Raw genomic sequence first — 14,183 nt, 5'->3', positions numbered from 1 at the left:
TCAGGGAATCAGGTAGGGGGCCGGCAGATAATAAACCGGGGGCTGACAGGGGCAGCTGGGAGCGGGGGCTGCGGTCTGCTGCGGAGAAGCGGGAGCCGGTTTGGTGACCTTTGACTGCGGTGCAGCCGGTCTGGGGACAGGGGCACTGACCTGCTGATTCAGCGCTGCTTCTTCCAGTGAACGACCCTGCAGGACAAGTGCTGCCTGTGAGGTGACCGGCCCCGTTTTGACTGCTTTCACGCGGGCACGTAACTGGCGGGATTCATTCGCTGCCAGCTGATCGATTTTGAAAGTCAGGCGACGGCCCTGCTCATGCGTCAGCGCTTCGGGAAGATCGAGATTCAAAATGACGTCTGATTGTGACTGCGGTCCCCGGTTCGTGACGACGAAATCCATCGCAAACACCTCGCCCGTGGTGACTGCTTTCGGCCCGTTGACCTGTAGAACCAGCTGTGGTGCGGTAATTTCCGTCGCTGCGGTCACGTTGGAAGCCAGGCGGATTGCCGAACTGGTCTGCACCTGTCCTTCCCGATTCGGAAACACTTTGATCAACAACTCGCGTTCTTCCCCGGCAGCCAGTTGAGGCAATTTCCAGGTGACACGGTTTTGACTGACTGCAGCCGGCGGAGAAAGATCCACCAGACTCGCGGTCGGAGAAATCGTCTCTTCGACCTGCACATCAAATGCGGGAGAAGAACCACCATTTTTGACCAGGATGGAATACGTCAACAGCTTTTGTGAGGTCCCTTCCCGGGGCGCCTGTTTGCGGATTTCGATTTCCAGCTGTTCCTGATGACCGGGAGCGGTCACCCGTATGAGGTGATCGAGATGGTCTCGCTCCTGCGGCTGCTCACGCCCGACCTGCACATGTTCTCCTCCCGGAAAACGTTCGTGGTATAAGGTGGGGCGAATGACAGGCTCAGCCTGCTGATCGGCTCGCACCAGGTTGATGCGTTGCCAACTGTCATCAAACAGCAGACGCTCTCCCGGTTCCAGTTGCTGTGGGATCACTTGTGAAGTCGGGTTGGCTGTGACCACGAATGGTTCGTCAATGGTGGGATCCAGCATCTCACGCTCGATGACGCGGATTCGCTGGACGTTCATCGCCAGTTCGGGGGCTGCTGCCGGCTCAGTGGGAAATTTCAAGTCCGGTAGCTTGAACTCGGGCATGGATTCCCGGGGCGCTCTGTGCTCCACGACAGCGTCTGGCAGATCACCGAAAGAAACCAGCAGTGGTTCGGTTTCCATGATCTCAACAGGAAAACTCGCTTCTGGTTCGATCTCCACCCGTGAATCGATGGGTTCTTCGTCGAAATTCTGATAAGTAACTGTCGGTTCCAGAACGAAGGGAATGATTTCCGGTTCGGGGGCTTCGACCACTGGTTCTTCAGTCGGGGCCGGCATGGAGAGAAACAGGAGCGTGGTCAGAACCAGCGCCACGACGCCGATCGCAGAGGCCACCGACCATTCCGGATTTTTGTCGTATAAACCCTTCAGTTTCTGCAGCCAGACCGGGGCGAAATCTTCGAATTTGAGGGAGAGATCGTATTCCTCCGCATCGTCATCGATTTCCTGGGAATACCAGTCTGCCTCCTGTGATTCATCAACCAGACTCTGTTCCTCACTGTCGACCATATTCGATTCCGTCTCGCGCGTGATTTCCTCACGGCGAGTCCATTTCGAATTGTGGTCTTCAGGCTGGGGCATCACAATCTCAAATCCGTTGAATCTGCACGTTGCCAATCCTGGCAACAGGCTCCCACATTGTGCATAGTAAGATAGACAGTGCGTGAAAGTTAGCAAAAACAACCTTCAATGGGAAGTGCGATTCCCATTTCGCCCGGACCAGGTGATTACATGTGAAAATAGAGAATGCAGACCCGGGCCGTCGTTCTTTCAATCCTGCCAGCTTGCGGGAAGTCAACGCGGAATCTGGCTGGCTTGTGGTCCTGGATCTGGTATCCTGTAAAGAACGGCGTACAGACATCCAGTTTTACCAGCCTCGAGGAACATCCGCATGCATCACATGAATCGTCGTCACTTTCTGAAATCGACTGCAGCAGGCATCGTTGCCGCTCAAACCGGCCTGAGTTGGGCTGCTGAGAAAAATAAGGTAATGCTACCGGCGAAAGTCGTTGACACGCACACCCACTTCTACGACCCCACTCGTCCCGAGGGCGTTCCCTGGCCTCCCAAAAACTCGTCTCTGTATCGTACGGTGCTCCCCAAAGACTTCGTGGCACTTCCCAAGTATCAGCCGGTGAATGCGACCGTCGTCGTGGAAGCGAGCAAGCTGGTCGAAGACAACCAGTGGATTCTGGATCTGGCGAAAGACAATCCAGTGATCATCGGCTTTGTGGGGCGGCTGACTCCGGGAGATCCCCAGTTCCGTCAGCAGCTCAAACGGTTTGCTAAAAATCCGATCTATAAAGGGATCCGCGTCAATTACAACCTGATTGAGCCGGGTCTGTCACAGCCGAAGTTTGTCGATGATCTGAAGCTGATGGCGGATAAAGGACTGCAGGTCGACCTGAACGGCGGCCCGGTGACTTTGGATGCGGCCCGGAAGGTTTCAAAACTGGTTCCCGATTTACGAATCGTTGTCGACCACATCGGCAACGTCGTCATCAAAGGGGATGAAATCGATCCGGAATGGCAGCGCTATATGGAAGCCCTTTCCGATCAGAAACAGGTTTTCATCAAGGTCTCTGCGCTGGTGGAAGGCGCCTCCCGGCATCGCCCAAATGATGTGCCCGCGGATGTCGACTATTACCGCCCGACGCTGGACGTGATCTGGAAACAGATCGGTGTCGACCGCATGATCTTCGGCAGTAACTGGCCTGTCGCCGAACGGGCAGCCGACTATGTGACCTTGCAGAAGATCCTGGTCGACTACCTGCAGGACAAAGGCCAGGCTGCCCTGGATAAAGTCTTCTGGCAGAACTCCAAAGTAGCCTACCGCTGGGATAAATATCCCGGGGAATAGTCCCCTGAAATAGCCATGTTTAAGTAAATTCAGTGGTTCATTTGAATTCAAGCATTTCGTGCTGTTCGTGTCTTTCGTGGTAGTCAAAAAACAATTTCAAACGCAGCCTTCACTGTTTCATCTGAACAGGCAGCATTTCAATCGCTCGGGTTCCTGGCGAAGGTCACGACACTGCTGATGAGAGCAGGGCAGAATGTGCGCTGTCCAGATCGATTCCTGGTGTGATTATGTTTATTTCGTGTTCGAGTGCTCTGATGCATGGTCTTGTGCTGTAAGTCATATTTTAGAAATGGCTTATAGTGAATGTGTCACTTTCGATGGTGTTTTTTAATCAGGAGGATCGCGGGAGGGACTTTCCTGAGACGGGGAAACAGGATATGGGCTTTTCCCATTTTAATATTTTGTGTATAAGGCGTCGTCGTTTTCCAGTTCGAGAGACCTCATTCTTTCGATCGGTTCGTGTTCTCGGATTTTAATACATGATACATGGAACGGATTCCTGTGTGTGCCACTGAATGTTCTCCCGCCAAAACAATACGTCTATTCAGTCCCGGTTCCGAAACCAAAGTCTATCCTCTCGATTTGAGTGTGATTATACCGACCTATAACAGGGCGGACCGGCTTTCCAAATTACTGGAGTCATGGCTTGAGGTCGATGCCTTCACGCAACTGAAATACGAGCTGATCTTTTCAGATGATGGTTCTGATGATGAGACCCTCGAAATTCTGCACTCATTTCAGAAAATGCTTCCCATCCGCATTCTGAAAAATGAGCATGCCGGCCCTGCCGAGGCCAGAAACAGTGGTATTGCTGCTGCCAGCGGACATCGGGTTTTGTTTCTGGGTGATGATATTTACCCGGCGGCTGATCTGCTGGACATTCATGTCAGCCTGGGGAAACGCCTGGGCGATCATGTCGCCATTCTGGGAAAAGTGGACTGGCATCCCGAACAGGAACACAATCATCTCATCCGGCATATTACCGAAATCGGACACGAACAGTTCAGTTACAGTGTGCTGCCGGAAAATCACTTTACTGATTACCGGCACTTCTATACCTGTAATGTCAGTGTTTCCAATGCGATGCTGTCGACTGAAACGACCATGTTTGACCGTCGATTCTATAAGGCCAATTTTGAAGACATCGAACTGGCTTATCGATTATCTGCTAATGGCATGAAAATCTATTATGCGCCTGCCGCCTATGCGCATCATTATCATGAATACGATGTCGAACGTTTTTCGGGCCGACAGGAAACCGCAGGAGAAATGGCACAGATTTTCGTCGACCTGCATCCTGAAATTGATGAATTACTGCAGCTGTCGGAAATCGAAGTTCAATATAACCGCTACCTGAAACGTTATGGGATACAGGAACAGCCGCAAACGCAACTGGAGCAGGTATTGAGCTGTTGTAAACAGTATGAAACAGACTTGAAAGTGAATCCCGGAGACCTGGGAAAAGAGAAACTGCTGTCGCTGCTTTACCGGCAGTTATTCAAATTTAAATTTGCTGCGGGTGTCTTATCAAAGGCTGAAGAATATCACAAATGCACCGTCGATCATTTTCTGTATGATCGGTGTTTCGGTTACGAATTCTACAATCAGCTCTGCAGCCTGCAGATCGAAAATCTGTCAGATGACGGTAAACTCACCTTGCCAGGCTTGCTGCAGTATTATGCCCGCCTGCTGAAATTCAAAATGGTTCCCTCTCACCTGGGAAAAGCATCTGAACTGATCAGTAATTCATTGCAGGAAGACGTGAAGAACTGGGCCATTCGTCCCGATCTGAAACAGATGGCCAAACAGAAAGCGAAAGAATACCTCCGGCAGTACGCCGTGTTGAGGCAACTCCGACAGAAAGCTCGCGGCCTGTCGATGCTGCGTTTTAAACGCAAGGTGGCCATGGAAAAACCGACGGAAAGCGACATTCCCCGGATTGCCATTCTATCTGAAGATTTTATCTCGCCATCTCTGATCCAGGACTATCAGCGGGAACTGGGAAAGGCAGTCGTGTTCGTCCGGAAAACAGACCTGGGGTTTGAATATCACTCCCAGGGAGAAATGGCTGTCACCCCGGAGATCAGTACGATTGACTTCTCATACGTGCTGCAGGTTGAGGATGAGTCTGAGATTCCTCAAATCTTTCACCTGAAAAATGTGCTGGTTTCTCTGGGCTGTTACTGGGATGAGTATCTGCTGCTGTCCCACTCTTATCAGCCGGAACCGACCGTGGGGGTGAAAAGTCTGCCCGCCCAGTTATTCCTGAAGAGAAACCTGTATCTTTCAAAAGAAAAAGAGACGGTCAGGCAGGGCAGAGTTCTGCGATTGTTACCGGCTCCGAACGGTGTGCAGGAATACCAGCTGCATGATCTGCTGGCTGACGATTCCACCGAACGTGGCTTCCTGAACCGGAATCTCATCTTTGAACCAGGCCAGGTACCAGTCAAATCAGTGGAAACTCTCAAGGTTGATTTTCTGAATGCCCCCAAAGACAAGCCAGTCGTCTTCGTCTTCCCTGTCTTCATGGCAGTGGGAGGTGCAGAACGGAATATTATCGCCGTGATGAACGAACTGCAGGATCAGTATCATTTTGTCGTCGTTACGATGGAGAAGCATTCCCAGAGGCAGGGAAGCCTGCATCACCAGGTAGAGGAATTCACAAGCGATATCTTTGATCTGGCGGAAATAGCTTCTCCAGATGATTTTCTGAAAGTGCTGCAGGCGCTGAAACAGCAGTACAATCCGGAACTGCTGCTGATTACCAATGGTTCACCCTGGTTGCTTTCGAACACGAAACAGATCCGAAAGCTGTTCGCAGAAATCCCGATCATCGATCATCAGGTATACGATCAGCAAGCCGGGTGGATTGAGCACTATACTGACCCTGGAATTCAGAGCTTTGATCACTTTGTGGCCATCAACAAGAAAATCCAATCGGTGATGGAACATGACAAAGGCATTTCTCAGGAGCGGATCAGACAGATATACCATGCCCTGGATACCGAGCGGATCCGCAAGTTTTATCAATCCAGATTCGATGCGGATGCCGTCTGCCAGAAACATGGTTTGCCGGCCGACAGAGATAAGTTTATTTTTCTGGCGAGGTTGAGTTCGCAGAAACGGCCACTCGAATTCCTGAAGATGTTGAAATCACTGCAGGACATGGGACGCCGGGAGTTCTTCATCATGGTTGGAGATGGAGAACTGAAGCAGGACGTCGATGATTTTATCCGCACTGCCGGTTTGAAAAACCTGATCCGGATTCCTTTTGTGAATAACCCGCTGGAATTGATCGCAGTTTCCAAAGGCATGATATTTACATCGGCTTTCGAAGGACTGCCCGTAGCGATGCTGGAAGCACTCAGCCTGGGGGTACCGACGTTCTCAACCGATGTGGGTGATGTGAGACCTGTCCTGGAAGAGTATTCTGCAGGAATGACGATTCCCGTTGATTGCACGACTCAGGACTATGTGAAGTACTTCAATCAGTTCCTGGTGGAACGGGAACAGTACGCTGCCAACCTGGAAGAAGGCAAAAAACAGATTGTGGACCGGTTCAGTGCCGAATGTATCGCATCACAGTACGGCGGGCTGTTTCGTGAATCAATGCAATTGAAAAAGGGGGCGTGAGCATGGGAACGGATCCGTTAGTTTCAGTCGTGATTCCCAGTTATAATCACGAAAAGTATATCGAATCAGCTATCTCCTCAGTTCTGAATCAGACTTATAAAAATCTGGAACTGATCGTCATTGATGATGGATCGAAAGATCGCAGCCTGGAATTGATCAGACAGTTCAAGGATCCGCGGCTGCAGGTTCACGCACAGGAAAATGCCGGCGCACATGCCACGATCAACCGGGGTCTGGAAATGGCGCAAGGTGATTTCCTGACGGTCCTGAATTCCGATGACCTCTATGAGCCCGAGCGGCTGGAGATCTGTCTCAAACGGTTCGCTGACAATCCTGACCTGGGGCTGGTCTCTTCCTGGATTAATGTGATCGGTTCGGAAGGCAACCTGCTCGGGGTGAAACAGGGTTGGGAAAACATGCAGCCCTGGGATCTGGGCGATCCCGATCGTTCTTTCCGGAAGACCGGAAGTTTCAGTTTGAACCTGCTGTCGAGTAACTATGTTGCCACGACCAGCAACATGCTTTGGACGCGTGCGGTGTACCAGGCCGTCGGCGGTATGCGTGATCTGCGCTTCGTACATGACTGGGATTATCTGTTGAGGGTGGCGTCACAATTTCCCTGTGAGCAGGTCGAACAGCCGTTAATGCGCTATCGCATCCATGATTCCAACACCATTCACTCCAATTACGACTGGATGATGTTCGAGATCTGCTGGGTCATTACCGCCAATCTGAATCGGTTCTTTGGCTCTCAGCTGTTTAACAAAGAGGAGTTGTCCGCGGAGATCACCGACCTGGATATGCTCTATGAGTCGATCAATTTTCAGGGTAATGAGAAACTGGTCTGGCTGATCCAGAATTATCTGACGCACCTGACTCAGCAGGGACATCCGTCGCCCGAGGAAGAACTGATTCACAATAAGACACTTCGCGAATTCTTTATCTCGAAAGTGAAAAAGCCGGTTGAGGAACAGGCGCCGTCACGACCCCCTGTATTGCATCGGCTGCATTCTCACTTGAAAAAAGTCAAACAACGGATGTTTTAAGCAGTACCTCTGACTGTGAACAGCTGACTGGTTGAAACTCGTTTAGAAAAAGTCACGTTACATGAATCCAGAGACGAAGCAGCACAGAGAAGACCAGATCTGTGTTGTGATGGGGACCTATAACGGATTTGAGTTCCTCGAGGAGCAGATCGAGAGTATTCTCGATCAGAGCTGTCATGCGTGGAATCTGCTGATACGCGATGATCATTCCTCCGATCGAACTCCAGAGCTTCTGTCCCGCTATGCAGATGTTGCCGGCGTCACTGTGATTCAGGCACAACAGCGCCTGGGAGTGATCCAGAACTTCAATCAATTGCTGCAGCGGGCCTGCGCGACAGATTGTCGTTACGTGGCGCTGTCTGACCAGGATGATGTCTGGGACCGCGAAAAACTTGCGACTCAGCTCAGACTGATGCAGCAGTTGGAATCGGAACAGCCGGACCAGCCGCTCCTGGTCCACAGCGACCTGGAAGTGGTCGATCAGCATCTGCGACAGATCGCTCCCTCCTTTATGAAGTATCAGGGGATTCAGCATGAGTCGTCAGACCCGCTGCAGGTCCTGCTGGTTCAGAATTTTGTGACCGGTTGTACGGTGCTGGTGAATCGACGGCTGCTGGAACTGGCGCTGCCGATTCCGGAAGAAACTCTGATGCACGACTGGTGGCTGGCACTGTGTGCGGCAGCACTGGGAACAATCGCCTGTGTTGAGACACCCCTGATCCAGTATCGTCAGCATGGGAGAAACGAAGTTGGCGCCAAGCAGTTTTCCCGGTTTCTGAATCCGTTTCGGAATAATTACTACCAGTTGTGGAATGCGGGGCGCACGGTTTTGACTCAATCCCTGGAACAGGCCCGCGCACTGGCAGAGCGGGTTCGTCAATTTGATTCGACAAACCCGCATCTACCCATGATTGAGGAGTACGCGCAACTGCAGCAGGCCGGATCGCTGGGCCGGGTGAAAAAAATTCATCAGCTGCGGATTCACTCTCAGTCAAAGCTGAGGCATCAACTGATGCTCTCCCGGCTGATCAACCTGCCACGCAAACGGGCTGCCTGAAGTCGGTTATCTGGACTCCAGGCCCGTGGTATTCACTGAGGTAACGTCGTACTGGTATGACTTTCCTTTCTGCGCCGTCTTGTCCACAAACTGGAACTTCAGGAGGGGCAGGACGGGAGTATCTCCGTAGCTCATTCCCTGTAACAGAGGACGCCCGAAACGGTTCGTTGGCTTCTCAGGAATCTGTCCGATCTGTTTCCCGTCACGTCGGATAATAAATTTCTGGATGCCGCTTTCGAAGTCAATCGGTGCGTTCCAGGTCACGGTGCCGGTCTGGGGATCGAACTTGATCTCCGTGGGAGCAGGGGGGGGAGTCTGATCGCTGACGGCACCGGTTTTGACAAAATCGAGCCACGCCTGCGCGACGGTCTGATCGGGTAGCCAGACTGCATTGGCTTTGTCTCCCTGGTAGTCTTTGTAGGGGACGGGAGTCTGTTCACTGAGCAGCGGTGCCAGCCAGCCCTGGTTGATGTCGATTTTCTTCAGAGGCGCACCAGCCTGGTCAGGCAGACGCAGTTTGAGACAGGCGTCAAAGAAGCGAATCGCCAGATAGCGTGAATCACCTGTTTCATGTCCGGTGCGGGGATCCGGTGCAAATCCGATGGGAGCACCTTTCGCGCGATAGGATTTGAACATCGCCAGACTTCCGTCCCACGCGCGGCGGAACCGCTCGTGACCTTTTTCTTTCAAACCGGGATTGGCCATCATCGGAACCTGCATCGCGGCAGCAGGAATTTCCGGCGCGGGGATTTCTCCCTTCGTCCAGTAACCGAAGGCTGTGCCGGACTGGAACCAGATCGCAACAATCCGTTCCGGGTATTGCATCTGCATCAGGCTCGACCAGAACCCGCCTCCCGAATGACCCCACAGACACCAGGGGGCGGTGGCCACTTCCGGATGTCCGGTAAGTTCAGCCAGTTTCTTCAGGGATTCGATAAAAACTTTGCTGGACCCGTTCCGCGGATCGCACCACAGTCGGCAGTTCTGGGCCTGAACCTGATGGAAGCTGGGCCCCAGCAGGGCACACCCGTTCTTTCTCGCCAGTTCCTGCCAGTGCAGGTCATGTGCCGCGGTCACACTGCCTTTGCAGGACCCTTCGCCACAACCATGCTGATGCACGATAATGCCGCGGACTTTTTTGAGCCCTTCCGGAATCCAGAGCGTGTAGGTCACGCCAATCTGCAGTTGTCCTTCTTCAGGATTGGCAGGCTGTTCATAAGTGGTGCTGTAATACGGCGGGTGATAAGAGGCTTCGACTCGGGGGAGTTCCAGTGGCCCTTTCTTCTCATCGGCGACGGTCGGTTGAACCGAGTTCACAGCGAAACAGAGCAGGGTAAGTACAAGAGGTAGCGCGCGTGATTTCATGTTTCAAATCCTGGGAGGCGGGAATGTGTTAAAGGAGGTAATGTGTGAGTTGAGATTTCTCATGATTAATATGCTACGAAATCGAACTCATTCCTGCCAGCAACCAGGGGGATCGGGAGAGTTATCATCGTCGGGTATGCCGAATTATTTGTTGAGGTATGCGGGACCTGCGTCGAGGTGGATCAGGTAACAGTTTTCGACTACGTACAATTCCCTTCCTGATTTGGAAAAGCAGAGGCCACCACCGACATAATAATTGCGGGGTAGATCGGAGAGTAACGCGATTTCCTCGCCATTCAAAACATCCCACAGGCGAATGGTCTGGTCCTCACTGGCTGTGACCAGACGCGTGCCTGCAGGATGAAAAGCCAGTGAATCGATCCGGCCGAGATGACCGTACAGGCGCGTATATTCCTTTTCGGTATCGACATCCCACAAGACAATGGTTCCCCCTTCTCCGGAGGTGGCCAGCAGCTTGCCGTCAGGGCTGAACTCCAGGTCGAGTCTCGATTTGACGGGGATCAGAGGGTCCGGTTCCGGACCACCCTGCTGACCGTAGCGGTGTTCAATTTTACCGGTTGCAATTGAGAGCGACTGGATTTGTCCATTGGCGCATTTGAAGGCCACGCTGCTGGAAGTGGGTGAGATTGCATTGCAGCGAATGGGGCTGTCGGTCTGGAAAGACCACAGCGGCTGAAAATCTTCAGAGCCGAGCAGAAAGAGCTCATGGGAACGACTGTAAGCCAGATATTTCCCATCCTGACTGACAGAAAGAAAACCAGGATTGTCATAATCGTATTTTGTGTTTGTAATTGAAAATTTGCGGGGCTCCCAGCGGGGGAGTGACCAGACAATCAAATCATACGTGTTTTCTTTTTCCGGTTTGGGCTGGGGGCCGAATCTGCCCAATCGGGGTTTGTTTTTCTCTTGCACAATCTCTCTGTCGTATGCGGCGATTGCCAACCACCGGCCCTGTGGGTCAAACCGGGGCATCCCGGCAATGCGCGTTCCGGTCCTGATCTTGTCCTGGTCGGGGAAGGCCAGGAGCACTTCTCCTGTAGCCATGTCTCGGACCTTTAATCTGGTATCAAACACGGACAACGCGCTGAATCGGCTATCAGGACTGATGGCGATTTTGGTGAGTATCTCATCAATGGAAACTTCTTCGATTTTACCTGAGACAGCGGCTAATTCTGCCTCCCGCGGATCATTTCGTGGGCCTGGTAACCGGGGGGACGGCTTGCCAATGTCCCAGACCCGTACCTCGTGCTTTGAACAGGAAACGAGCCTGGATTGATCCTCGAGAAACTGGAGCCGTTTTACCTCAGCAGCATTGGTCAGCAGCAGTTTAGAAAGTTGCAGAGCAGCACTATGCCAGATGCGGATACAATAATCAGTACCGGCAGTCGCCAGGCTGGAACCATTATCACTGATTGCGATCGCAGTAGTTTTACCGCGATGACGTTCCACGGGAGTTCGCAACAGGTGATCTACCAGACTGATCACTCCCACTTCTCCATTGGCATCCGGAACATAAAAAGATTGGCCGTCGGGTGCCCAGGCCGTTGTGAAATGGGAATGGGGTACCTCCATATTTTTTCGCAGCCGCTCGCTGCCGTCCGTAAGGTCGAAAATGACGGCTTCACCAAAGTAGGTTCCTGCGGAGAGGAACCGATCGTCTGCACTGAATGTCAGCGAAGTCACATAGGTGTTTTGGGTCGCCAGCAGCAGATGGGTGCGGCGTTTGAGTGCGAGATCCCAGATCTGGATGAATCGGTCACCGCCGACGGCAATCCGGTTACCAGTGGAATCAAAGGCGACAGACCAGCCGTAACCTTCCAGGTTCGGCAAGACAGTGGGCATCATGCCTGCAGGTCCCTGGCCTGTGAATCGATTCAGCAGGGGATTGTTGTGTATTTCAGGGGGCAGCCGTTTTTGTACCTCTGCATTTTGTTGTTGTGCCTTTTCAAGTTCAGGCGACTGTTCGATCGTTTTTCGAGCCTGAGCCTTGCGTGTTCTCTGGTAGTCGGTCATCAGCTGAGTGACTTCGGGAGCCACATACTCTCCCTTTTCAGCCGTCGCTCCAAACAGGAAGTCCTGATTTTTAAGCGTCGAAACCAGTTTGCCGGTGTCTGCATTCCAGATCCGCAGGCCGTTTAATTTATCTCCAATCGCCAGCAGCTTTCCCGTGGGATCCCAGGCAATCTGCTGGACATCGATCGCCCGGCTGTTCCACTGCTGACGGATCTGACCGTCCCCCAGTGACAGAATGCAGACTTTTCCCTCGCCATCAATGATGGCCAACTGAGTCTGATCCGGCGAGAGCAAGGCATCGCGCAGCGGTGTTTCTGCTGTGAACAGAACCTGAGACTGAGGCTGCAGCAGATGATCAAAGTAGAACCATTCCCAGTCGCGTAACTGCTGCGGACAATCGTCGAGCAGTATCCGTAATCGATCTGGCTTCATCTGTCCCCGCTGAAAGCCCTCTGAAATCTGCCGCATGAGTACCCGATAGCGGTTTCGGTCTGCAGCGTTACTTTTTTCAACGACCTCCTCCTGAATCTGGGTCACCTGCTGGCGCGATTGTTTCAGCTCCTGTTCCTGGGACGCCGTAATCTTCTTTTGCGTCGTCAGCTGAGATTCGGTTTCGACTGCCTGGATCTGGATTTCACTGAGCTGCTGTCCCCGGTACCAGGAAAGTCCCCCCGTGATTCCACTGACGACCAGCAGAATCAGTGAAGCGATGCTCAGGGATGCGATCAGGGGATGTCGTCTCATACGACGTCGCAGACGTTCCGTCCAGGAAATGGGACGTGCCAGCACCGGTTCATGATTGAGCCAGCGCTGCAGATCGTCTGCAAAATCCTGTAGACTCGCATACCGGTCCGGGATGTCGCGGCTCATCGCCTTCAGACAGATCGCTTCCAGATCTTCCGGGATCGAGGGATTCAGTGAACGTGGTTGGGGAGGTTCCTGATTTTGGATCTGGTGCAGAATCTGTGGAATATTATTTCCATAATAAGGGAGCCGTCCGGTGAGGATTTCATAGAGTACGACGCCGAGATTGTACTGATCACTGGCCGGTCCGATTTTCGATGTCTCACCCACAGCCTGTTCCGGAGACATATAAGCGGGAGTCCCAAACACGCTGCCGTCAACGGTCAATGCCGACTGATCATCGTGCCGTCGTGCCAGACCAAAGTCGGCCACTAGAATCCGGTTGTCACTCGAAACCAGCAGGTTCGCCGGTTTGATGTCGCGGTGAATGACGCCTTCCTGGTGTGCGTAGTTCAGACCACGGGCGGCATCCCCGATCCAGCTGATGATTTGTGTCAGAGACGGAGAGCGGGTTTTGATCGTATGGGCCAGATCTTTGCCGTCGATGAGTTCGCAGGCAATATACAGCGTCCCGGCCGCATCACCTCCGTCGAAAACTGTGACGATATGATTGTGTCTCAGTTTGCCGGCCGCGCGTGCTTCGATCAGAAACCGCTGTCGGGATTCGCTGTTGGCATCGGAGTGCGGCACCTTGAGAGCGACCGAACGTCCCAGTTGGAGATCGTAAGCTTCATAAACGGTACCAAACCCACCCCGTCCCAGCTGGCGCTGCAGTTGAAAGCGGTCGAGAAACAGCTGTCCCGATGACAGACTTTCTGCGGGGGTCAAATCGGACTCAGGAACAATCGTGTCTCCGTGTGGTCCTGAATAATTGCCCGTCGTTTCCAGACCAGCGGCTTCTCGCCAGTCCGCAAACACTTTGTTGATGATCTGTTTCTGCTCCGGAAAACGGAGGCCGTATTCAACGGATTCCGGAGTTTCTCCCGCCTCGGTGCGCCACTCCAGTTCGATTGCCAGTAATTCTGCCAGCAGATCGGACTGCACTTGTGGTTTCTCAGACGAAATCCAGTCCTCCAGCTGTGGCCGTTCCCGGGCAGACCACAGGGCTTCAAATCGATCCGCGATCGCATCGATTTTTCTCAGTAGTTCGAGTTTCTGCTGTCCCGGCATGTTTGAACCATGGATTATCTGTCTGTTGATTCAAGTCTTTCTCTCAAGATTAACCGATCCACTCAGTCTGCGAGAGATCATTTCTGCT

7 protein-coding genes are annotated in these 14,183 nt (G+C 52.7%); 4 read left to right on the top strand and 3 right to left on the bottom strand.

The genetic code is table 11. The annotated features are described in order from the left end of the window. The gene (locus tag Enr10x_RS20985; RefSeq protein ID WP_145451277.1) at positions 1–1,707 is read right to left on the bottom strand and encodes a COG1361 family protein; all 1,707 of its coding nucleotides are present in this window, start codon (positions 1,705–1,707) and stop codon (positions 1–3) included. Between the two features lie 310 nt (positions 1,708–2,017). On the opposite strand from Enr10x_RS20985, the gene Enr10x_RS20980 reads away from it, so the two are divergent. The 4 genes from Enr10x_RS20980 to Enr10x_RS20965 all read left to right on the top strand — a co-directional run bounded on the left by Enr10x_RS20980 (position 2,018) and on the right by Enr10x_RS20965 (position 8,722). Continuing rightward, positions 2,018–2,986 carry an amidohydrolase family protein gene (locus tag Enr10x_RS20980; RefSeq protein WP_145451276.1) on the top strand — a complete coding sequence of 323 codons (969 nt, stop codon included), beginning with the start codon at positions 2,018–2,020 and terminating at the stop codon, positions 2,984–2,986. Positions 2,987–3,487: 501 nt separating this feature from the next. Beyond that, on the top strand, positions 3,488–6,619 hold the full coding sequence (locus Enr10x_RS20975; RefSeq protein ID WP_197997314.1) for a glycosyltransferase: 3,132 nt from the start codon (positions 3,488–3,490) through the stop codon (positions 6,617–6,619). Between the two features lie 2 nt (positions 6,620–6,621). Continuing rightward, positions 6,622–7,665 carry a glycosyltransferase family 2 protein gene (locus tag Enr10x_RS20970; protein WP_145451274.1) on the top strand — a complete coding sequence of 348 codons (1,044 nt, stop codon included), beginning with the start codon at positions 6,622–6,624 and terminating at the stop codon, positions 7,663–7,665. Positions 7,666–7,726: 61 nt separating this feature from the next. Then, positions 7,727–8,722 (top strand): glycosyltransferase family 2 protein, encoded by a 996-nt coding sequence (locus Enr10x_RS20965; protein ID WP_145451273.1) that lies wholly within the window; start codon positions 7,727–7,729, stop codon positions 8,720–8,722. A 6-nt stretch (positions 8,723–8,728) separates the two neighbouring features. Here Enr10x_RS20965 and Enr10x_RS20960 read toward each other — a convergent pair whose 3' ends face one another. After that, the gene (locus Enr10x_RS20960) at positions 8,729–10,087 is read right to left on the bottom strand and encodes a hypothetical protein (RefSeq protein WP_145451272.1); all 1,359 of its coding nucleotides are present in this window, start codon (positions 10,085–10,087) and stop codon (positions 8,729–8,731) included. 144 nt (positions 10,088–10,231) lie between these two features. Further along, a complete protein-coding gene (locus tag Enr10x_RS20955; protein ID WP_145451271.1) occupies positions 10,232–14,095 on the bottom strand; it encodes a WD40 repeat domain-containing serine/threonine protein kinase in 3,864 nt (1,287 codons plus the stop codon). Between the last annotated feature and the right edge of the window lie 88 nt (positions 14,096–14,183).

Origin of the sequence: Gimesia panareensis (genome assembly GCF_007748155.1) — a bacterium.
GTDB classification, from domain to species: Bacteria; Planctomycetota; Planctomycetia; order Planctomycetales; family Planctomycetaceae; genus Gimesia; species Gimesia panareensis.
This window is presented reverse-complemented; position numbering and strand designations above follow the sequence as displayed.